The following is a 21,196-nucleotide window of genomic DNA, read 5'->3' as shown; positions in this document are numbered from 1 at the left end:
CGACCTGGGCGCAGCCTAAGGCCGTGACTCGACAGCGGCAACGCGCCTCGCCGTAGCGCCCGAAGCCTATTTCCGGTGGCTGTCGGCCGGTCGGCTCAGTGCACCGCCTCCATCCGGGCGGCGGCCGAAAGGACCACGTCGAGCAGTCCGGGGAACAGCTGCTCCAGGTCGTCGCGGCGCAACGACACCCAGCGCTGGTTGCCGCAGCACCGGGTCCTGGTGATACCCGCCTCGCGGAGCACCCTCAGGTGCTGGGAGAGGGTCGACTTCGCCACGTCCACGGCCATCGCGCCGCACAGGCGTTCGCCGTCGGCCTCGATCTGCCGGACGACGGCGAGCCTCGTGGGATCGCTCAACGCGTGCAACACCGCCGAGAGCTCGATGGCCGACGCCTCCGGCTCGTCCAGGTTCGGCACGGTACGCGGTACCTCCCGCTCCGGTGGGACTGCAAGGTGCGCACACCGTACCCGCGGCCGTCGAAAGATCGGCGATGTTCACGAAACCCTCATTGTCACGAACCGACGCGCCTGCGCGGGGTCTTGCCGGCCCCTCACGGCGCCGTGACCGCCACCACCGTGCAGACCTGCGCAGTCAGCCCGGAAACGCGCCCGCGACGGGCATGCGCGACGTGGACGTGGAGTCATCCTCCGATCAGGCGGGTGGCGAAAGAATGCCGCCGCGGGGACGACCGCGCCGGAGTTCTTCCGCGGCGGCTCCGGCGGCGGTCGCCGCGGCGGGCCGGGAGTCCCCGCGACCGCGCCTGCCCTGGCCGGGTGGGAGTTGGCGTTTCGGGGCGGTCGGAGGTGACCGATCGGATACCGTTCCCGCCGTGTCAGGACCTTTCGAGCCGAACTCCGTGCGCATCGGCAACCAGCAGCGCGAAGAAGCGATCCGCGCCCTCAACGACCACTTCGCCGCAGGCCGGATCGAGATCGGCGAGTACGAGCAGCGCGTCGCCTACGCGTCGGCCGCGCAGACCGTCGCCGAGCTGGGCTCGTTGTTCGCGGACCTGCCGCAGCCGCACCCGCCGTTCCTGGTCGTCCCGCCCCCGCCGTCCTACCAGGTGCCGCCACCCCCTTACGGCGCACCGCCTCCCGGCTACGGCCCGCCCCCGCCCGGCTACGGCACCGGCGGCTACGCGACCGGCGGCTACCAGGCGGGCTTCGCGCCCTACGGGGTCGACCCGATGACCGGGATGGCGCTGTCGGACAAGTCGAAGGTCGTCGCCGGGATCCTCCAGCTCTTCCTCGGCGGGTTCGGCGTCGGCCGGTTCTACACCGGGCACACCGGGATGGCCGTCGCGCAGCTGCTGACGTGCGGCGGCTGCGGGATCTGGGCGCTGGTCGACGGGATCATCCTGCTGGTGAACGGCGGGACGGACGCGCAGGGGCGGAAGCTGCGGGACTAGGTCTCCGGCGGTCTGGTTCGCGGGGATCTACGCGAGCAGGTTTCTGGTGATCATCCAGGTCGTGGCGACCACGAGGATCGTCGTGGTCGTGCGGCGTGGGAGCGGGGGTGTGGGGACGCCGGAACTGCTGGCGCGGAACCACCTGAACCAGAGCCAGGCGAGCACGGGGAGCCCGGCGACGAGCATGACCGCGTTGTAGTGCCAGGCGGCGGGGAGGTCGCCGTGCAGCAGGGCGTGGACCATGCGGGTGGAGCCGCAGGCGGGGCAGTCGAGGCCGGTGAGCCAGTTGAACGGGCACCTGGGGAGCCAGGAGCCGGGTTTGGTGGGGTCGGCGAAGAGGAGGACGACGGCGCCTGCGGCGGCGGCCACGGCGGCGGCTGTGGGGCCGGTCAGGGCTTTCCGCATGTGGGGGGCTTTCGGGGGGTGTGGGTGTGGTCTTTGTGGCTGCTGCTCGGTGAGTTGGGGGGTGGGGGCTGCTGCTCGGTGAGCGGCGGTTGTGGGCTGCTGCTCAGTGAGCTGTGGGCTGTGGGCTGCTGCCCGGTAGGTGGGGGTTGGGGGCTGCTGCTCGGTGGGGTGAGTGGCGGGGCGGGTTGCGTTGTGGTGTGGCCGATTTGACTTGGGGCCCCTCTTTTTGGGCCTCGTCGGGCGAAAAAGGGCAGGTGGTAGAGCCTGCCCGCCGACTCATTGTAGGCCCAAAAACCCCAAGTAAAATCGGCCACGGTTGGGTGCTTCCCGTTGCGTGGGGCCGTGGTTGTCATTGAGCACGGCGGCTTGGGGTGGCGGCTGTGTGGGGCAACGACTGTGTGTGGGGCGGCTGCTTGGCGGTGGTGTCCTTGGCCTTCGCTGTGCGGGGTGGTGGTGGGCTTGGCCTCGCCCCTTGGCCTCGCGCCTTGGCCTCACTCCCTGACCTCGTCCCTTGGCTACGCCTGTGCGGGGTGGGGTTGGGTGTTTTGGTTGCGTGGGCGGTGGTTGTTGTCCTGGGTGGATGGCAACCACCGCCGCAGGCGGCGTTTTTCTCAGTTTTGGCGTGCTGCGAAGGTGTGCGGCCTGTCCGGCCAGGGGGCGTCGGCGGGGCGGGGGGTTGTGCCTGATTTGACTGCTTGTGCGGCTAGTAGGCCGGCGACCGCGGCGCCGTTGATGATGTCGCCCGCCAGGGCCATGCGGACCGCTTCGGTGAGCGGGAAGCGCTTGACCACTAGGTCGGCTTCTTCATCGCCTTGCAGGTCGCGGTCCACAGTGGACAGGTCCTCGGCGAGGAAGACGCGGACGACCTCGTCGGTGAAGCCGGGTGAGGCGGCGACGTCGACCAGGGTCGACCAGCGGGAGGCGTCCAGGCCGACCTCTTCCGCCAGTTCGCGGCGGGCGCCTTCGACCGGGATCTCGTCCGGGGAGTCGAGGAGGCCCGCGGGGAGCTCCCACAGCCGGTGGCCGAGGGGGTGGCGGTACTGGTGGATGAGGACGACCTGGTCGTCGTCGTCCAGTGCCACGACGGCGACCGCGCCGAGGTGTTCGACGACCTCGCGGAGCGCGGTCCCGCCGCCGGGCATCGCGACCTCGTCGACGCGGAGGCCGACGACGCGGCCGATGTGCACGTCGCGCGAGGACACGGTGCGGAACTCGTGTGCGCCTGCCTCGGTCACTTCGCGACCGCCACGGCGGGTTCCGCGAGCTCGACCGGGAGGCGGTCGGCGAGGCGGTAGTCCAGGGCCGCGCGCACGAACGCCGCGAACAGCGGGTGCGGCTTGGTGGGGCGGGACTTCAGCTCGGGGTGGGCCTGGGTCGCCACGAAGAACGGGTGCACGTCGGAGGGGAGCTCGACGAACTCGACGAGCCTGCCGTCCGGTGAGGTGCCGGAGAACACCAGGCCCGCCTTGGAGAGCTTGTCGCGGAACGCGTTGTTGACCTCGTAGCGGTGGCGGTGCCGCTCCGACACCTCGTTGGTGCCGTACGCGCGCGCCACGACGGAGCCGGGGGTCAGCTTGGCCGGGTAGGCGCCGAGGCGCATGGTGCCGCCCATGTCGCGTTCACCGGAGACGACGTCCTGCTGGTCGGCCATGGTGGAGATGACCGGGGTGCCGCCCTCCTCGAACTCGGCCGAGTTGGCGTCCTGGATCCCGGCGAGGTTGCGGGCCGACTCGATGACCATGCACTGGAGACCGAGGCACAGGCCGAGCACCGGAATGCCTCGGGTGCGGGCGTAGGTGATGGCGCCGATCTTGCCCTCGATGCCGCGCACGCCGAACCCGCCGGGCACGAGCACGCCGTCCAGTCCGCCCAGCGCGTGCGCCGCGCCGGAGGGCGTCTGGCACTCGTCGGACGGCACCCAGACGACCTCGACCTTGGCGCGGTGGGCGAACCCGCCCGCGCGCAGGGCCTCGGTGACCGACAGGTAGGCGTCCGGCAGGTCGACGTACTTGCCGACCAGGCCGACGCGCACGGTCTCGGTGGGGTTGTGCACCCGCTCCAGCAGGTCGCCCCACACGGTCCAGTCGACGTCGCGGAACGGCAGGTCGAGCCTGCGCACGACGTAGGCGTCCAGGCCCTCGCCGTGCAGCACCTTGGGGATGTCGTAGATCGACCGCGCGTCGACGGCGGCCACGACGGCCTCGTTGTCGACGTCGCACATCAGGCCGATCTTGCGCTTGAGCGCGTCCGGGATCTCCCGGTCGGCCCGGCACACGATGGCGTCGGGCTGGATGCCGATGTTGCGCAGCGCGGCCACGGAGTGCTGGGTGGGCTTGGTCTTCAGCTCGCCTGACGGCGCGAGGTAGGGCACCAGCGACACGTGCAGGAAGAACACGTTGTCGCGGCCCACGTCGTGGCGCACCTGGCGGGCGGCCTCCAGGAACGGGAGCGACTCGATGTCGCCGACCGTGCCGCCGACCTCGGTGATGACGACGTCGGGCACCAGGCCCTCGGCGTCCGGCTCGGCCATCGCGCGGATGCGGCGCTTGATCTCGTCGGTGATGTGCGGGATGACCTGGACGGTGTCGCCCAGGTACTCGCCGCGGCGCTCCTTGGCGATGACCTCGGAGTACACCTGGCCGGTCGTCACGTTCGCCTCGCCGGACAGGTCACGGGCGAGGAAGCGCTCGTAGTGGCCGATGTCCAGGTCGGTCTCGGCGCCGTCGTCGGTGACGAACACCTCGCCGTGCTGGAACGGGTTCATCGTGCCGGGGTCGACGTTGAGGTAGGGGTCGAGCTTCTGCATGGTCACCCGCAGACCACGGGAAGTCAGCAGCTGGCCGAGGCTGGAAGCGGTGAGCCCCTTGCCCAAGGAGGACGCGACGCCTCCGGTGACGAAAACGTGCTTGGTGGTACGTGCTTGAAGCACCAACGAGGCTCCCGTGGTCTGAAAGGTTCCGAAAGGGGATAACCCCTGTCCACGGGCCACAACGCTAACACGTGCCCGACCGCCGATTCCCTCCAGACCACGCGAACGCATCCCCCGTACGGGTTAATCAGCTGGCCTGACCAGGTGATGGGGCCTCGGCGTTGCCCGCCACGCCGTAACGGCCGGACTTGCCGTCGAGCTGCTCGCGCAACGCCAGCACGGCCACGACGCGACCCGCCGCGGTGTCGGCGTTGTCGACGGTCGACAGGACGGAAGTCGCCGCCGTGTCCGCCCGCACGACGCCGATGGCGCCCGTGCCGTCGGCCGACCCGGAGCCGCCCGCGAGCACCGCGCCCGCGCCGGACCGGTCGAGCTGGATGGCGAAGCGCGCGATCGTGGCGGCGCGATCGCCTGCCGAGTCGCCCGCCACGGCGCCACCGGTGAGCACGACGGCGAGCTGCGCGGGTCGAAGCCCCTGACCGGGCTTCACGAAACCCGCGCCGGTCAGCCCGCCGAGCGCGGAGGCCGTCTCGTCGGCCGAGGCCTGCGGCTGGTTGGTGTCCTTGTTCAGCAGCAGCAGCGCGCCGAGCAGGCCGCCCGCGCGGGTGCCGGGGTCGGACGCGGTCGGCAGCTGGGTGCCCGCGGGCTGCAGCCGGGCGACCAGGTCGCGCAGCTGGTCGGCCTTGTGCGGGTCGGCGAACGAGTCGGTGAGCTGGAGCTCGCCGGTGACCGTGGCACCCGCGGCGCGCAGCAGCCCGGCCAGCGAGTCGCGTTCGCCCGGCCGCGCGTCGGAGGTGGTCACCAGCACGACGGTGCGGTCGGTGAGCTGGCCCTTCACCGACAGCGGGCCGACCGACGTGGCGAACCGGTCGGCCTCGGTGAGCTTCGAGTTGAGGGTGTTGCGCTCGGTCTGCAGGTCGACGACCTGCCTGCCCAGCGCGCCGTTGTCGTCGCTGAGCCCGGAGAGCAGCCTGCTGCTGATCGCCGTCGAGCCGAGCACGACGCCGACCGCGAGCGAGAGGAAGACGGCCGTGATCGAGACGATGTGGTAGCGCAGCGAGATCAAGAGAACAGCCCCTTCGACCAGTCGGAGACGGTGCGGAACGCGTCGACGGCGATGTCGACGTAGACGTGGCCGACCCCGGAGACGGCGACCGCGGCGACCATCGCGAGCACGGCGGCCAGCACCAGCAGGAGGATCACGCCGAACGAGACCCGGCTGCGGTGCAGGGTGGCGACGGCCTCGCCGTCGACCAGCTTGCTGCCGAGCTTGAGCCTGGTGAGGAAGGTGGACGGGTTGGAGCCCGAGTGGCCGCGGTCGAGGAACTCCCGCAGCCCGGCCTGCACGCCGACGGTCACCACGAGGCTGGCGCCGTGCGCCTCGGCGATCAGCAGCGCGAGGTCCTCGGCGTTGCCCGACGACGGGAACGTCACCGCGCCGATGCCCAGGTCCTGGATGCGCTCCAGGCCGGGCGCGTGCCCGTCGGTCTGCGCGGGCACGACGACCTCGCGGCCCGACTTCAGCGTCTCGGTCCCGATGCCGTCCGGGTCGCCGACGATGACGTCGGGCTTGTAACCCGCGGCGAACAGCGTGTCGGCGCCCGTGTCGACGCCGACCAGCACCGGCCGGTACTCGCGGATGTACTTCCGCAGCCGCCGCAGCTCCTCCGCGTGGCTCGGGCCGCCCGCCACGACGAGCACCTGCCGGTCGCGCATCGGCACGTACAGCTCGGGCACGCCGACGCCGTCGAGCACGAGCGCGCGTTCCCGGCGCAGGAACTCGATGGTGTTGGCGGAGAAGGCCTCCAGCTGCGCGGCCATGCCGGCCTTGGCCTCGATCATCGCGTCGGCGATGGACTCGGCGCTCTGCTCGTCGCCGCGGGCGATCTCCGTCTCGCCGTCGTAGACGACCCCGTCGAGCAGCCGCAGCTTCGTGCCGTCCCTGATGTCGCGCAGGACGGAGCTGCCGACGTTGTCGATCAGCGGGATGCCCGCCTCGATCAGCAGCTCCGGGCCCAGGTTGGGGAACCGGCCGGAGATCGACGGGGAGGCGTTCACGACGCCGACGACCTCGGCGGCGACCAGCGCCTCCGCGGTGCGGCGGTCGATGTCGACCTGGTCCAGGACGGCGACGTCGCCGGGACTCAGCCGTCGGAGCAGGTCACCAGCGCGGCGATCGACCCTGGCGACGCCGATGGCGCCCGGGAGGTCGTGGTTCGTGCGGCTGAGCAACCCGGAGAGCTTCATGCGTCCGATGGTGGCCGATGCCGGGGTGGCGGGCCGAGCGCCACGCCGACCTGTCGGGGCTGCTCAGGTGGGTGATGATTCCTCTGTGGACACTTCCGGGTGAATCCCGACCCCCATCGGAGGGGTGTCCGCGGCGGTGTCGTCCGGGAGCTGGTAGACGACCGCGCCCTCGGGTTCGACGGCCCGGCGCGGGCGGCGTTGGACGAGCAGGGCACCGACGAGCGCCGCGCCGCACGCGGCCACCAGCAGCCACATCGCGGAACCGCCGGAGGAGTCGACCGATCCCGTCGTGATGTCGTCGCGCCTCGCCATCACCACCACGAGTTGACCGATGGTCCACACCGAGCCGAGGAGCAGCGCGGCGGCGGCGACCGCTCCCACCCGCGCCGCCGCGGCCGCCCGCGCGGGGAGCCGCGACTCGGCCAGCACCAGCACCGCCGCGACCACCAGCAGCACCGCCGCGACGACCACGGGGACACCGAAGCGGACCGGGTCCATCCCGGCGGCGACGATCCCGTCGGGGGACGTGTACTCGCTGCCCCACAAGGACATCCGGTACCCCGTGCGGTGCCCGCTGTCCACCCGCACCTGCTCGAACAGCGGCCGCGACGAGGCCGCCACCACCAGCGCCGCTCCGCCGAGCAGTCCGGCCGCGCCCACGACCCGGCTCACCGGTCACCGCCCGCGGTGTCGTCGGGAACCGGGATCACGGGCCCGCCGGAGTCGTCCGGGAGCCGGTGCACCACCACGCCCCGCTCCGGTGGGGGCACGGCGGCCCGAACGGGCCAGGCCTGCACCAGCAGACCACCCGCGAGGGCCACGACGCAGGCCAGGCCCAACACCCACACGCCTTCGCGCACGGAAGTCGTGACGGTGGCGAACGCGCTCTCCTCGTTCCGGAACGACGACAGCAGGACTTGACCCACGGTCCACCCGGAGCCGGTGAGCAGGAAGGCCGCGAGCACCGCGCCGACGTTCACGGGCGCCGCGAACCGGTCGGGCAGCCTGCGAGCACCCAGCACCAGCGCGGCCGTGACGACGAGCAGTACCGCCGCCACGACGACCGGCACGCCGTAGCGAACTGGGCTGGGGTCCAGCACCGAACCGATGTCCGAGGACGCCCTGGTGCCCCACAGGCCCGTCTCGTACCAGGACGCGCCCTCGGGGAACCGGATGTCCTGCCGCGTCAGCGGCAGCCGCGTGGCGACCAGCGCCAGCACCGCGCCCGCCGCCAACGCGACCCCTCCGACCACCCGCCGTCGCGGGGACCGCGACACGTCCTCGCGCAGTTCCACGGTCCCCCCGGTTCGGACGGCTACGACACCTGCTCGTGCTCTTCGCTGTCGGGCAGCCGGTAGACGACCGGGCCTTCGGGCTCGGGCGCCCGTTCGAGCTGGTCCGGCACCCGCTGCACCAGCACACCACCGACGAGCGCCACGACGCAGGCGATCGCCAGGATCCACAGGCCGAGGCCGGGCGAGGTCAGCGTGATCGGGTCGGCGCGGCGGTTGCCCTGGGCCAGGCGCAGGTAGACCTGGAGGATCGTCCACACCGCGCCCACGAGCATGAGCGGCACACCGGCGGCCAGGAACCGCGCGACCGCGCCGAACCGGCGGTGCCGCAGGAACAGCGCGGCCAGGACGAGCAGACCCGCCGCGACCGCGAGGGGGATGCCGTACTGGACCGAGGAGCGGAACTCGTCGCTGTCGGGCTGGGGACCGGTGATCGTGCGGACGTTCCAGGCCGTGACCTCGAACTCGAGCTGCTCGGCCAGCCGGTAGGCCTGGTGGTAGAGCGGCAGCAGGGCGCCCACGAGGGTCAGCACCGCCCCGGCGAGCAGTGCGAAGAGCCCGAGGCGGGACCTCATGAGCGGCCGGGCGGGTCGACCGGGTCGAGGGTCACCCTGGTGGTGGAGGCGTCGGGGTCGTCCTCGGGCCCCTGGGGGCCGAACTCCGCGGGCGGGAAGCCGAACGCGGGGGTGTCGAGGTCGTCCGTCGGCGCGTCGGGCAGCTGGTACACGACCGCCTCGCCGGTGTCCTCGACGCGTTCCCGCTCCTCGACGCGCCTGCGCCTGCCACCGCGCCCGCGCTCCTCGTCGCGTTCCCGCGGGCGTTCCCGCTCCCGCGGGCGTTCCTGCTCCTCCTCGCGTTCCCGCGACCGCTCCTCGACGGCGTGCCTGCGCCTGCGGCGGGGTGCGCGTTCCGGGTCCGGCACGGTCTCGGGTTCGGGCTCGCGCACCCGGTCGCGGATGCGGTCGGCGCGCTCCTCCAGGTCCCGCCACTGGGAGCGGTCCTCCTCCTCGGGCAGCTCCTGCACGAGGACGGCGCCGAGCGTGCCCACGAACCAGCCGCCGCCGAGCAGGAACAGGCCGAGGTCGAGGGTCTGCACGAGCTGGCCGCCCGGCGGCACGGACACCACCGCGACGGCGGCGGCGTTCGTGACGAACAGGTAGACCGACCAGGCCACGCCCAGCAGCACGGCGGCACCGGCGACGGCCGTCATCCGGCCGACCGGCGAGGCGCCGCGGAACACCAGCACCGCGGCGAGCAGCAGCAGCAACGCGGCCAGCACCAGGGGCACCGCGAACACCGGGGTGGACGCCGTCACCCCCGGTGTCAGCGTGCTGCCGAGCGCGGTGACGACCAGGGTGGCCTGCTGCCCCGGAAACGTCCGCACCTCCGTGTACAGCGGCAGCAGCACACCGCCGACGGTCGCGACCGCGCCCACCGCCAGCGCGCCCGCGCCCGCGAGGCGGCGCTTCATCCCGGCTGGGTTCATGTGACCTTTTTACGCGTCTTGCGCCGCACGACCGGGGCGCTGTCCTTGTCCGCCTTGGCCGCCGCGAGCAGTTCCACGGCGTGCGCGCGGCCGGTGTCGGTCGAGTCCATGCCCGCCAGCATCCTGGCGAGCTCGACGACCCGTTCCGACTCGTCGAGCACCCGCACACCGCTGCGGGTGAGGATGCCGTCCGCCGTCTTGTCGACGACCAGGTGCCGGTCCGCGAACGCGGCGACCTGCGGGAGGTGGGTGACCACGATGACCTGGTGGCTGCGCGCCAACCGGGCCAGCCGCCTGCCGACCTCGACCGCGGCCCGGCCGCCGACCCCGGCGTCGACCTCGTCGAAGACCAGCGTCGGCACCGGGTCGGAGTGCGAGAGCACGACCTCCAGCGCGAGCATCACCCGTGACAGCTCACCGCCGGAGGCGCCCTTGTGCACCGGCAGCGCGGGGGCGCCGGGGTGCGCGATCAGGCGCAGCTCGACCTCGTCCACCCCGCTCGCACCCGCGTGCAGCAGGACCTTGCCCACCTGCAACGCCTGCGTGTCGCCCTTCTCGGCGGCACGGGGGTGCACGGCGACCTCGATGTTCGAGTGCGGCATCGCGAGCCCGGTCAGCTCGTCCGACACCTCCTTGCCCAGCTCCTCGGCGGCGCTGGTGCGCGCGGCGGAGACCTGGGCGGCGTAGACCGCGAGCTCCGCGGCCAGCTCGTCGCGGCGGGCGGCCAGCGCGGCCAGTGCCTCGTCGGACGTGTCCAGCGTCGACAGCCGCTGGTTGGCGTCCTCGGCCCACGCGATCACGCCGTCGATGTCGGCCGCGTACTTGCGGGTCAGGTGCTTGAGCTCGGACTGCCGGGCCAGCACCGTCTCCAACCGGTTCGGGTCGGCGTCGAGGTGGTCGAGGTAGGAGCCGATCTCGGCACCGACGTCGGCCAGCACGGCGGCGGCCTCGACGAGCCGGGACTCCAGCGCGCGCAGCGCCGGGTCCTCCGACGTCGCCACCCGGCGGCGCGCCTCGCCGATCAGCCCCAGCGCGCCGGGGTTGTCCGGGTCGCCGTCCGCGGCACCGCTCACCGCGTACTGCGCGCCCGTGGCGGCCTCGCGCAGCTGGTCGGCGTCGGCCAGCCTGCGGGCCTCGTCGACGAGCTCGACGTCCTCGCCCGGCTTCGGGCCGACGGCCTCGATCTCGCCCAGCCCGTGGCGCAGCAGGTCCGCCTCGCGGGCGAGCTCGCGGGAGCGCTCGGAGCGCTCCGTCAGCTCGTTCGCGACGCGCAGCCACTCCTCGCGCAGCCGCTGGTACTCCTGCAGCGGCTCGGCCACCTCGTCACCGGCGAACCGGTCGAGGACCGCCCGCTGCTCGGAGGGCCGGAGCAGCCTCAGCTGGTCGTTCTGCCCGTGCACGGCGAGGAGCTGCTCCGCGAGCTCAGCGAGCACACCGACCGGCACGGAACGGCCGCCGAGGTGTGCCCTCGACCTGCCGTCCGACCCGACGGTGCGCACCGCGATCACGGTGCCGTCCTCGTCCGGTTCGCCGCCGACCTCGTCGGCGACCTTCGCGGCCGGGCTACCCGCTGGTGCCCGGAACCTGCCCTCCACCACGGCTTTGTCGGCACCGGTGCGCACTCTCGACGCCTCGGCCCGACCGCCACCCAGAAGGTGGAGCCCGGTGACGACCATGGTCTTGCCCGCACCGGTCTCACCGGTAACGACGGTGAACCCGGCATCGAGTTCTAGGGTTGCCTCATCGATCACACCGAGGCCCTGGATGCGCATCTCGGCCAACACAGGGCGAACCCTAGCCGCACGCACCGACACCGCGGTGCCTCGGGAGGCGAATCCGGTCACGACCGCGTGTCCCAGCGGTGCCGTCAGCCGCGCGACGGCCCGCGCCAGCCCTGCACGGGGAGCGAGAACTTCTCCACGAGCCGGTCGGCGAACGGTCCTTCGCGCAGTCGGACGAGCTTGATGGGCGTCTTCCCGCCGACGACCTCGATCCGGGTGCCCGCGGGCAGGTCGAACGTGCGCCTGCCGTCGCAGCACAGCACGGCGGGGTGGCCGTTGGGGTCGACCTCGAACGCCACCACGGACGCGGGCGACACGACCAGGGGGCGGGCGAACAGGGCGTGCGCGTTGCTCGGCACCACCAGCAGCGCCTGCACGTCCGGCCACACCACCGGTCCGCCCGCGGAGAACGCGTATGCGGTGGACCCGGTGGGGGTCGCGCAGAGGACGCCGTCGGTGCCGAACGCCGACACCGGGCGGCCGTCGATCTCCACGACCACGTCGAGGATGCGCTCGCGGGAGCTCTTCTCCACGCTGGCCTCGTTGAGCGCCCACGTCTTCGCGATCTCGAGGCCGTTGACGCTGGCCGTCACGTCGACCGTCATCCGGTCCTCGACGTGGTACTCGCGGTCGATGACGTGGGTGATGGCCTCGTGCAGCATGTCCGAGTCGGCCTCCGCGAGGAACCCGACCCGGCCGAGGTTCACGCCCAGCACCGGGACGCCCGCGGCGCGCGCCAGCTCGGCCGCCCGCAACAGGGTCCCGTCGCCGCCGAGCACGAACACCAGCTCGGTGCCCTCGGCCGCCTTGTCGTCGGCGGGCACGATGCTCATCGAGCAGCACGGGTAGAGCTGCGGGGCCTCGTCGTCGAGCAGGCGCAGCCGGACGCCCGCCTCGGCGAAGCGCAGCGCCACCTCCATCGCCAGCTTGATGTTGCTCTGCCGTCCGGTGTGGACGACGAGCAGGATCTCGCGCTCGGTCATTGAGGTCCTTCCGCGACAGCGGTTCGCACGAGTGCGGCGGCGGCGTCCGGCTCCAGGGGGTCGCCCAGTCGGAGGCGGACGAAGAACTCGACGTTGCCGGAGGGGCCCGGCAGCGGACTGGCGATCACGCCGTGCAGGCGCAGGCCGAGGTCGGCGGCCGCGGCGACCACCGTGAGCACGGCGTCGGCCCGCAGCTCAGGGTCGCGCACGACCCCGCCGGACCCGAGCCGTTCCTTGCCGACCTCGAACTGCGGCTTGACCATCGGGACCAGGTCGCCGTCGGGCTTGAGGCAGGACTTCAGCGCGGGCAGCACGAGCTTGAGGGAGATGAACGACAGGTCGGCCACGATCAGGTCGACCGGCCCGCCGACGTCCTCGGGCGTCAGCGCCCGGACGTTGGTCTTGTCCTTGACGACCACGCGGTCGTCGGTGCGCAGCTTCCAGTCCAGCAGCCCGCGGCCGACGTCCACCGCGACCACCTGACCGGCGCCCTTGCGCAGCAGCACGTCGGTGAACCCGCCCGTGGACGCGCCCGCGTCGAGGCAGCGCGCGCCGGTCGGGTCGATGTCGGAGAACGCCTCCAGCGCGCCGACGAGCTTGTGCGCGCCGCGCGAGGCCCAGTTCGGGTCGTCGACGTCCTCGCGCACGACCACCGCGGCGTCGATCTCGACCGCCGTCGCCGGTTTCGTCGCGACCGTGCCGCGCACCGTCACCCGACCCGCGGACACCAGCTGGCTGGCGTGCTCACGGGACCGGGCGAGCCCTCGCCGGACCAGCTCGGCGTCGAGCCGAGACCTCCTGGGCACGGGATCAGACCTTGTCGATGCTCGAGAGCGCGACCGTCAACGCCGTGTGCGCGATGTCGAACCGCGCCACGTGGTCAACGATCTCGAGGTGCTCCAGGCCCTCCAGGCCGGCCAGGGCCGCGTCGATGCCCAGCACGGGATCGACCGGCGGGCCGGGCAGGGGAACGTCGACGTTCACGTGTTCACGGTAGCGGATCGTCCCGGCGGAACACGCGCGAGAGTGGCGCACGGCGCTTCCGGGCGCACGGGTGAACCGACGGCCCCGAACCCACGTAGAACCCGTGGTGAACCCTGTCCGAACACAGGTCAGACGGGGCGTGCGGGCAGCGCCATCGTGAAGACCGCGCCCGCTCCCGGCGTGGCCGTGACGAGCAGGTCCCCACCCTGCGCGACGACCAGCGACCGGGCGATCGCGAGCCCCAGCCCGGCACCCCCGCCGTCGGCGCGGGTGCGCGAGGCGTCCGCCCGGTAGAACCGCTCGAAGACCCGCTCCGCCTGTTCCGGGGTGAGCCCCGGCCCCTCGTCGGCGACCTCCACCACCGCGCGCCCGTCGACGGTGCCGACGCCGACGCGGACCGCCGTGGCGGCGGGGGTGTGCCGGACGGCGTTGCCGACCAGGTTCGTCACCACCTGGCGCAGTCGGGCCTCGTCGCCGAGGACGGGCGCCGGACCGACCGGTCCGCCACCGGGTCCGGTGAGCTCCACCGGGCGGGTCGGGTCGAGCGCGCGCAGGTCGTGCAGCGCGTCCACGGCGACCGCCCGCAGGTCCATCGGCTCCATCCGCAGCGCGGTGGGGTCCGCGTCGTCGAACCGGGCGAGCAGCAGCAGGTCGTCGACGAGCCGTTCCAGCCTGCGCGACTCCCGTTCGATCCGGTCCATCGTCCGGTCCACGTCCGCGCGCTCCGGCAACGCGCCCATCCGGTACAGCTCCGTCGACCCGCTGATGCCCGCCAACGGGGTGCGCAGCTCGTGGCTCGCGTCGGCCACGAACCGCCGGGTGCGCGCCTCCGACTCCGCCCTGGCCGCGGCCGCCTCGTCGAGCCGGTCCAGCATCCCGTTCATCGTGGCGGCGAGGCTGCCCACCTCCGTGCTGGGCGCGGCGATGTCCGGCACCCGGCGGCCCGGCTCACCGGCCGCGATCGCCGCCGACGTGGCCTCGACCTGGCGCAGCGGCCGCAGTCCGGCGCGCAGCGCGAAGAACCCGAGCAGCGACAGCAGCACGAGCAGCGCCGAGCCGATCAGGTAGCAGTTGGTCCTGACCCGGCCGACGACCGCGTCCACGTCCGCCAGCGACGCGGCGAACACGACCACCACGCCGTCGGCCCCGGAGTACCGGGCGGGCAGGACGAGGACGCGCCAGGTAGTCCCGGTGTCCGACTCGATGTCGAACGGCCCCTGCCCGCTCCTGGCCGCGGTCGAGGCGCCGAGGTCCGGCAGCCCCGGATCCGGCGCGGTGCCCGCCGTGCCCAGCCGGAACATCCGCTCCTGCCCGCCGTCGGGGGACACGTAGGTGATGTGGGTGTCGGTGACCAGGTCCAGCAGCCCCGAGCTGTTCGCGGGCGCGCCTTGCCCGACCGCGGCCCGACCGACCGCGTCGAGCGCCTGCGGCGGGAAGCGCGAGAGCAGCTCACCACCCGCCCGCAGCCGGCCGTCCACCCGGTTCACCAGCGGCCCGCGCAGCGACGCCACCACCACGGCGGTGGTCGCGACCAGCCCGACGGCCAGCAGCACCAGCGTGATCACCAGCAGCCGCGCGCTCAGCGGGACCCGGCGCAGCACCGTCACGGCCGCGGTGTCCGCAGCACGTACCCGATGCCGCGGACCGTGTGGATCAGCTTGGGCTCGCCCCGTTCGACCTTGCGGCGCAGGTAGCTCACGTAGGACTCGACGATGCTCGGGTCGCCGCCGAAGTCGTGGTTCCACACGTCCCGCACGATCCGGGACTTCGCCACGGTCTGGTCCGCGTGCTCCATCAGGTAGCGCAGCAGCTTGAACTCCGTCTGCGACAGCTCGACCCGTTCCCCGCCGCGCGTCACCAGGTGCGCGTTCGGGTCCAGCTCCAGGTCCCCCACCGCGAGCGGCGTCCCGTTCGGCACTCCCGCCGACCGCCCGGCGCGGCGCAGCACCGCGTGGATGCGCGCGATCAGCTCCTCCAGCCGGAACGGCTTCGTCACGTAGTCGTCACCACCGACCGACAGCCCGTCCACCTTGTCCTCGTGGGTGTCCCGCGCCGTCAGGAACACCACCGGCAGGTCCTCCCCGTGCGCCCGCCGCAACCGCCGCAGCACCTCGAACCCACCGATGTCGGGCAGCATCACGTCCAGCACCACCAGCCCCGGCGCCTCCCGCTCCGCCAACCCCAGCGCCGCCGCCCCGTCCACCGCCGTCACCACCTCGAACCCCGCGAACCTCAGGCTCGCGCCCAGCAGCTCCCGCAGCGTCGGATCATCCTCGACCACCAACAACGACGCCATTCCCAGCCCTTCCGCCCACCCGCCCCCCGACCACGAACACCACGGCACCCAACGCCCCCGCCACCGCTCCCGCGACGGTCCCCACCAGGGCAGCCTCCCACCACACCCCCACCACCCCAGCACTCCCGTCCAGGAACACCAACCCCCGCACCGACACGGCCACGTGCGCCCGGACCGACGCCACCACCACCATCACCACGGACACCACACCACCCACCACCCCCAACCCGGCAGCACTCCGAGCCACCCTCTCGACCGCCCCGTCCCCACCCGTCCACCACCCGGTCAACAGCCCACACCCCAAAAGCAGCAGAACGGACACCACCGACATCGGCCACACCGGCACGTCCAGCACCCCCAACTCCACCATCCCCCCACCACCAACCCTCTCCAACACCCCCTTCACAGCGTCATCAACCCGCACCTCCCACCCGACCCCCATCCCCCGCGTCACCACCGCGAACACCACACTCGGCCCCAAAAGCACAACCACCCCCACCACCCACGCCCCCCGCCCCTGCGCAACCACAACCCCCACCCCCACAACCATCGCCACCACAACCGCCCCACCCAATACCCGCACCACAGCCACCACCGCGGGCCTCACCACCTCCACAGTGGTCAACCCCCACACCCCCACCACCAGCAGAACGAACAGAACCCCTTGCACCACAACACTTCCCGACTCCACCCACACCCCCGCACCCCCACCAACCCCAAAAGCCACAAGGGACAAAACCAAGGCAAACCCACCTACGACCCCAACAGCCACCCCCCACCGCCCCACCCACCACAACCCAACCCCCACAACAACAACCCCGACAAACGCGACCCCCGTCGCCACCACCCCAAGCCCCACCTCAACCACCGCCCCCACCCCAGCCCCCACCCCCGGCAACTGCGGCACAACCCTCACCGGCACCCCAACCGCCGCCCCCACAACCCCAACAGCCCGCCGCACAACCTCCCCAACCCCCAACAACCCCAACCCCGCAGCCGCCACCCCCCACATCACAACAACCGCAACCGCCCCGATCCCCACCCCGACCAACACATCCCGACCACGCACATTTCCCATACCCAGCAACGTATGCACACCACATCGCGCCACCCTGAACGTCTCCTGGACACCACCTGGGAAACGACCCCACCCCCGGCCAAAACACAGGAGAAGACAACCCACACCCAGGAAGCACAAGGAAATTGCCGGCAAACCCACAGCAACACTTGGAAGACAGAACGACGCAAAGCAAGACACACAAAACCGGCGCAGCCGCCACCTCGCACCCGACGCGGAGCGCCCGCCCGCTTCGTCCGACGCGAAGCGAGGATCCCCACGACGGGCGCAGCCCGCCCGCGCGCATCCGGCGCGGAGCGCCTGGGGCCTTGTCCGCCGCGCAGCAAGGATGCCCTGTCCGCCGCGAAGCGCGGATGCTTGGTCCAACGGCGAAGCCGAGGAAGCCTCGTCGGGCGGAGCCCGATGCTTGGTCAGGCGCAGCCTGATGCTGGCGAAGCCAGACCTACCCCTGCCCCCGATACACAGCGCCCTCCTGCCCTGCCCATGTTTGTCAAGACAGCTTCACCGTCTTGACAAACATGGGCAGGGCATTGAGACAATTGCGCACCGGGGGCCGGGCTTCACCAGTCGGTGGACACAACACAACCGAGGGCCAGACTCCCCCAAGAGAACTTGCAAGGCAGACACGCCCCACCCAACCCCCTACAACAACCCACCCAAATCCGCCGCGATGTACGTAGGCCTCCACCCCTCAGCCAACGCCATCGCCTCCGCCTCCGTCGACACCCCCGTCAACACCAACAACGAGTCCATCCCCGCGTTCACCGCCCCCGCGATGTCCGTGTCCAGCCGGTCTCCCACCACCAACGGCCTCTCGGCCCCCAGCGATTTCGCCGCCTGTTCCAGCAACGGCGCCGCGGGTTTCCCCGCCACCATCGGCTCCCGATCGGTGGCCGCCTTCAACGCCGCCACCAGCGCCCCGCACCCCGGCAGCAGCCCGCGCTCGGTCGGCAGCGTCACGTCCACGTTGCACGCCACCCACAACGCTCCCCGGCGCAGAGCCACGCAGGCCTCGGCCAGCTCACGCCAGCCGAGGTCCTGCGACAGCCCTTGCACCACGGCCACCACGTCGTCCGAAGCCTCGCGGACCGGCACGAACCCGGCCCGCGACACCTCTTCGGCCAGCGCGTCCGTGCCCAGTACCAGGACCTTGGTCCCGGCGGTGAGGTGTTCACCCAGCATCGCGGCCGCGGCCTGCGCGCTCGTGCTCACCTCGTCGAGAACGGCTTCGAACCCGATCTCGGCCAGGTGGTCGGCGACGTCCTGCGGTGCCCGAGAGGCGTTGTTGGTCACGAACCGGATGCCCACCCCCAACGCGCGGGCGGCCGCCACGGCCTCCGCGGCGCCGGGGACGGGCTCCTTGCCCCGGTACACAGTGCCGTCGAGGTCCAGCAGCAGTGCGTCGTACCGCGCCAACAACGTCTCGGTCACTTCTCCGCGTTCCCCTCGTCTTCGAGGGCGTCTTCCTCGACGTCCTCTTCCACGATCGAGAACCCGAACGCCCGCTCGGCGGCGTCCGTCTCGTTCTCGTCATCGGCTTCGGCCGCGTGCAGGAACCACTGCACCGACTCCTCGGCGCGGCCCGCGGCCTCGAGGTTGTCCGCGTAGGCGTAGAACAGCCGGGCGCTCCACGGGTCGCGGCGCTTCGGGTCGAGGTCCTCGCCCTGGAGCGCGACCACGGCCGCGTCGAACTGCCCCATGTCCCGACGGGCCCCGGCCGCGACGATCCGCAGCTCCACGGCCTCGTCCGGCGCCAGCGGCTGGCCCTGGACCTCGCGGGCCAGCTCGATCGCCCGTTCCGGGCGGCCCAGCGCGCGCTCGCAGTCGGCCATCACCGCGATGTGACCGGTGCCGGTCGACATGCGGCGCGCGGCGCGCAGCTCGGACAGCGCCTCGGCCCACTCGCCGGCGTGGTACGCGGTCAGTCCCGCGGCCTCGCGGATGACGCCGATGCGAGCGGCCTTGCCCCGCGCGTAGCGGGCGTGCTCCAGTGCCAGCACCGGGTCGGTGTCGACCAGGAGCCCGGCCGCCGCCAGGTGCCGACCGACGATCTCGGCCAACCCCTTCGGCAGGCCCCGCAGCTCACCCTTGATCTCGGGGTCGAGCGCGGAGATGTCGGCCTCCGGCGGGAGCTCCGGCGCACGTGCCCGCTGGTAGCCCTCTTCCACGACAGGAGCCGCGGGAGCGGACTCCTGCGCCGGCGCCTCGGCTGCGGGAGCGGACTCGGCGTCGGAACGCACGTCGGCGTCGACGACCGGCGCCTCCACCGACTCGTCGCCCTCGGCTTCCGGGGCCGCACCCGACCCGTACTGGGGGGTGCGCTCCTGGAAGCGGGCGGCCCGCTGGCGGCTGCGCTCGTCGCGCTTGTCGTCCTTGGCGGAGGTGGTCTCCTGGGGAGCGTCCACCTTCGGCTTGGTGTGCCGCGGCTTCTCGTGCCGGGGACGGTCCTCGCGCGACGTCGTCCGCTCGCCGCCCGCACGCTCGTAACGCGGCTTGTCGTCGCGCTGGTAGCCGCTCGACCCGCGGTCCTCGCGGGGCTTGTACTCCCGGCGTTCACCACCGGAGCGGTCGTCACGGGACTGGTAGCCGCTGCCGGTCTCGGTGCGCGGCTTGTACTCACGACGCTCACCGCTACCGGCGCGGTCGTCCCGACGCTGGTAACCGGTGCCGGTCTCGGTGCGCGGCTTGTACTCACGACGCTCACCGCTGCCCGCGCGGTCGTCCCGACGCTGGTAGCCACCGCTGCTCTCGGTGCGCGGCTTGTACTCACGACGGTCGCCACCGCGGTCGTCGCGCGACTTGTACTCGCGGCGCTCGCCGCCCGCGGACTTGTCGTCGCGGTACTGGTACCCGCCGCGGCCACCCTCGTCGCGGCGCGGGGCGCTGCCCCGGTCGTCGCGCGGCTTGTCGTAGCGGGGGCGGTCGTCGCGCTGGTAGCCGCCGGAGGACCCGGTGCGGGGCTTGAAGTCCCGCCGGTCGTCGCCGGAGCGGTCGTCACGGGGCTTGTCGTAGCGCGGCTTGTCGTCGGAGCTGCGGTAGCGGCTGTTGCCGTTGCTGGAGATGCCACCGCGCTCGTCACGACGCGGGTAGTTGCTGCTGCCGCCTTCGGTGCGGGGCTTGTACTCGCGGCGCTCGCCACCGCCGGAGCGGTCGTCGCGCTTGAAGCTGCTGCCGGTGCCCGTGGTGCGGGGGCGGAAGTCGGGACGGCCGTCGCGGCTGTCGCGCTTGTGCGTGCCGCCCGAGGCGCCACCGGTGCGCGGCCGGAAGTCCGGCCTGCTGTCGCCGCCGGAACGCTGGTAGCCGCCGCCGCGGGGGGCGTCGTCCTTGCGATAGGTGCTGCCACCGCGGTCGTCGCGCGCCTTGTCGTACCGAGGCCGGTCGTCACGGGGCTTGTACGAGCTCGAACCGCTGTCGCTGCGCGGCTTGTAGGTGCTCTCGCGCGGCTTGTACTCCCGGCGTTCGCCACCACCGGAGCGGTCATCGCGAGGCTTGTACTCGCGGCGCTCACCGGAGCCCGAACGGTCGTCACGGGGCTTGTACTCGCGCCGTTCCCCACCACCGGAACGGTCGTCACGGGGCTTGTAGGAGCCGCCCGTGCTACCCGAGCGGTCGTCGCGACGGGGGTAGCCGCCGCCACTGCTGCCGGAACCGGTGCCACGGGGCTTCTCGTAGCGGGGGCGGTCGTCGCGGGGCTTGTACTCCCGGCGTTCGCCACCACTGGACGTGCCGCGCTGGTCGCGCCGCGGTCCGTCGCTGTTGGGGGCGATGTGCTTGTCGTCCCGCCGCGGGTAACCGGCGGCACGCTCACTTCCCGTCGGGCGGCCACTGCTGGACGGCCTGCGGTCACTGCTTTGGGCTGGACCACCATCGGAACGGCGCGGTCGGTCTCCCTGGCCACGCTGACGGTCGCCGGGACGTTCCCCGAACCTGGACACCTGATTCCTCCTATGGACAACGCCTGAACACGCCGAAAAGGGCTTGTGATTTGAGCACATAAGATGTGCCCCCATCACAAGCCCTTTCAGGGAATAATTGTCCCGCGGTGACCTACTCTCCCACACCGTCACCAGTGCAGTACCATCGGCGCAGGAGGGCTTAACTACCGGGTTCGGAATGGGACCGGGTGTTTCCCCTCCGCCATGACCGCGGAAACACTATGAAATTACCTACCGTGGGCACCAGAGTCTCCACCCCCGTAGGAGTGGACCCTGATGGTCCGGTTCGGTTCTTTCAGAACCGCACAGTGGATGCGTAGCGTCTTCGTAAACAAGTCCTCGGCCTATTAGTACCGGTCAACTCCACCCATT

General features: G+C 72.2%; 20 protein-coding genes and 1 rRNA gene. 1 reads left to right on the top strand and 20 read right to left on the bottom strand.

The window, feature by feature from the left end; genetic code table 11:
* Window positions 1–95: 95 nt before the first annotated feature.
* Window positions 96–416, bottom strand: coding sequence for an ArsR/SmtB family transcription factor (locus tag CLV43_RS41840; protein ID WP_106195766.1), 321 nt, complete (start codon window positions 414–416; stop codon window positions 96–98).
* 413 nt (window positions 417–829) lie between these two features.
* Between CLV43_RS41840 and CLV43_RS41835 the strand changes: the two genes are divergently transcribed.
* Window positions 830–1,408: an NINE protein gene (locus tag CLV43_RS41835; protein WP_245887432.1), complete on the top strand. Its 579-nt coding sequence runs from the start codon at window positions 830–832 to the stop codon at window positions 1,406–1,408.
* A 27-nt stretch (window positions 1,409–1,435) separates the two neighbouring features.
* Here the strand turns inward: CLV43_RS41835 and CLV43_RS41830 are convergent, their stop codons facing one another.
* The 19 genes from CLV43_RS41830 to rrf all read right to left on the bottom strand — a co-directional run bounded on the left by CLV43_RS41830 (window position 1,436) and on the right by rrf (window position 21,040).
* Window positions 1,436–1,813: a DUF2752 domain-containing protein gene (locus CLV43_RS41830; RefSeq protein WP_106195763.1), complete on the bottom strand. Its 378-nt coding sequence runs from the start codon at window positions 1,811–1,813 to the stop codon at window positions 1,436–1,438.
* Between the two features lie 611 nt (window positions 1,814–2,424).
* Window positions 2,425–3,048: an NUDIX domain-containing protein gene (locus CLV43_RS41825; protein WP_106195761.1), complete on the bottom strand. Its 624-nt coding sequence runs from the start codon at window positions 3,046–3,048 to the stop codon at window positions 2,425–2,427.
* Complete coding sequence (locus tag CLV43_RS41820; RefSeq protein ID WP_106195759.1) at window positions 3,045–4,745, bottom strand: CTP synthase; 1,701 nt, start codon at window positions 4,743–4,745, stop codon at window positions 3,045–3,047. Before CLV43_RS41820 ends, CLV43_RS41825 begins: the two co-directional genes overlap by 4 nt.
* A 124-nt stretch (window positions 4,746–4,869) precedes the next feature.
* A complete protein-coding gene (locus tag CLV43_RS41815; RefSeq protein WP_106195757.1) occupies window positions 4,870–5,808 on the bottom strand; it encodes a copper transporter in 939 nt (312 codons plus the stop codon).
* Window positions 5,805–6,989, bottom strand: coding sequence for a putative cytokinetic ring protein SteA (gene steA / locus CLV43_RS41810; protein ID WP_106195755.1), 1,185 nt, complete (start codon window positions 6,987–6,989; stop codon window positions 5,805–5,807). Before steA ends, CLV43_RS41815 begins: the two co-directional genes overlap by 4 nt.
* Window positions 6,990–7,052: 63 nt before the next feature.
* Window positions 7,053–7,661 (bottom strand): hypothetical protein, encoded by a 609-nt coding sequence (locus tag CLV43_RS41805; protein WP_106195753.1) that lies wholly within the window; start codon window positions 7,659–7,661, stop codon window positions 7,053–7,055.
* On the bottom strand, window positions 7,658–8,284 hold the full coding sequence (locus CLV43_RS41800) for a hypothetical protein (RefSeq protein ID WP_106195752.1): 627 nt from the start codon (window positions 8,282–8,284) through the stop codon (window positions 7,658–7,660). The genes CLV43_RS41805 and CLV43_RS41800 overlap by 4 nt, the downstream gene beginning before the upstream one ends.
* 20 nt (window positions 8,285–8,304) lie before the next feature.
* The gene (locus CLV43_RS41795) at window positions 8,305–8,856 is read right to left on the bottom strand and encodes a hypothetical protein (RefSeq protein WP_106195750.1); all 552 of its coding nucleotides are present in this window, start codon (window positions 8,854–8,856) and stop codon (window positions 8,305–8,307) included.
* Window positions 8,853–9,767: a hypothetical protein gene (locus tag CLV43_RS41790; protein ID WP_146175119.1), complete on the bottom strand. Its 915-nt coding sequence runs from the start codon at window positions 9,765–9,767 to the stop codon at window positions 8,853–8,855. The genes CLV43_RS41795 and CLV43_RS41790 overlap by 4 nt, the downstream gene beginning before the upstream one ends.
* Window positions 9,764–11,551, bottom strand: a complete 1,788-nt coding sequence (gene recN / locus CLV43_RS41785; RefSeq protein WP_106195747.1) for a DNA repair protein RecN — start codon at window positions 11,549–11,551, stop codon at window positions 9,764–9,766. Before recN ends, CLV43_RS41790 begins: the two co-directional genes overlap by 4 nt.
* A gap of 83 nt (window positions 11,552–11,634) precedes the next feature.
* Window positions 11,635–12,531, bottom strand: a complete 897-nt coding sequence (locus CLV43_RS41780) for an NAD kinase (protein WP_106195745.1) — start codon at window positions 12,529–12,531, stop codon at window positions 11,635–11,637.
* Window positions 12,528–13,337: a TlyA family RNA methyltransferase gene (locus CLV43_RS41775; protein ID WP_106195744.1), complete on the bottom strand. Its 810-nt coding sequence runs from the start codon at window positions 13,335–13,337 to the stop codon at window positions 12,528–12,530. Before CLV43_RS41775 ends, CLV43_RS41780 begins: the two co-directional genes overlap by 4 nt.
* A gap of 4 nt (window positions 13,338–13,341) precedes the next feature.
* On the bottom strand, window positions 13,342–13,515 hold the full coding sequence (locus CLV43_RS48245; protein WP_211304817.1) for a hypothetical protein: 174 nt from the start codon (window positions 13,513–13,515) through the stop codon (window positions 13,342–13,344).
* A gap of 128 nt (window positions 13,516–13,643) precedes the next feature.
* Complete coding sequence (locus tag CLV43_RS41770; RefSeq protein ID WP_245887431.1) at window positions 13,644–15,122, bottom strand: sensor histidine kinase; 1,479 nt, start codon at window positions 15,120–15,122, stop codon at window positions 13,644–13,646.
* The gene (locus CLV43_RS41765) at window positions 15,119–15,811 is read right to left on the bottom strand and encodes a response regulator transcription factor (protein ID WP_106195742.1); all 693 of its coding nucleotides are present in this window, start codon (window positions 15,809–15,811) and stop codon (window positions 15,119–15,121) included. The genes CLV43_RS41770 and CLV43_RS41765 overlap by 4 nt, the downstream gene beginning before the upstream one ends.
* Window positions 15,783–16,679 (bottom strand): hypothetical protein, encoded by an 897-nt coding sequence (locus CLV43_RS48240; protein WP_170156250.1) that lies wholly within the window; start codon window positions 16,677–16,679, stop codon window positions 15,783–15,785. The genes CLV43_RS41765 and CLV43_RS48240 overlap by 29 nt, the downstream gene beginning before the upstream one ends.
* 852 nt (window positions 16,680–17,531) lie before the next feature.
* A complete protein-coding gene (locus CLV43_RS41755) occupies window positions 17,532–18,320 on the bottom strand; it encodes an HAD-IIA family hydrolase (RefSeq protein ID WP_106195738.1) in 789 nt (262 codons plus the stop codon).
* Complete coding sequence (locus CLV43_RS49845) at window positions 18,317–20,824, bottom strand: hypothetical protein (protein ID WP_245887430.1); 2,508 nt, start codon at window positions 20,822–20,824, stop codon at window positions 18,317–18,319. Before CLV43_RS49845 ends, CLV43_RS41755 begins: the two co-directional genes overlap by 4 nt.
* A 99-nt stretch (window positions 20,825–20,923) precedes the next feature.
* Window positions 20,924–21,040, bottom strand: a 5S ribosomal RNA gene (gene rrf, locus CLV43_RS41745).
* Window positions 21,041–21,196: the final 156 nt, after the last annotated feature.

This window comes from Umezawaea tangerina (genome assembly GCF_003002815.1).
Lineage (GTDB): Bacteria > Actinomycetota > Actinomycetes > Mycobacteriales > Pseudonocardiaceae > Umezawaea > Umezawaea tangerina.
The sequence above is the reverse complement of the archived record's forward strand: the minus strand, read 5'-3'. Positions and strand labels throughout refer to the sequence as shown.

What these genes read in the sequence shown, in the direction of transcription:
- CLV43_RS41830 (WP_106195763.1), bottom strand. Translation starts at nt 1,813, where the DNA reads ATGCGGAAAGCCCTGACCGGCCCCACAGCCGCCGCCGTGGCCGCCGCC.
- steA (WP_106195755.1), bottom strand. Translation starts at nt 6,989, where the DNA reads ATGAAGCTCTCCGGGTTGCTCAGCCGCACGAACCACGACCTCCCGGGC.
- CLV43_RS41795 (WP_106195750.1), bottom strand. Translation starts at nt 8,856, where the DNA reads ATGAGGTCCCGCCTCGGGCTCTTCGCACTGCTCGCCGGGGCGGTGCTG.
- CLV43_RS41790 (WP_146175119.1), bottom strand. Translation starts at nt 9,767, where the DNA reads ATGAACCCAGCCGGGATGAAGCGCCGCCTCGCGGGCGCGGGCGCGCTG.
- CLV43_RS41780 (WP_106195745.1), bottom strand. Translation starts at nt 12,531, where the DNA reads ATGACCGAGCGCGAGATCCTGCTCGTCGTCCACACCGGACGGCAGAGC.
- CLV43_RS41765 (WP_106195742.1), bottom strand. Translation starts at nt 15,811, where the DNA reads ATGGCGTCGTTGTTGGTGGTCGAGGATGATCCGACGCTGCGGGAGCTG.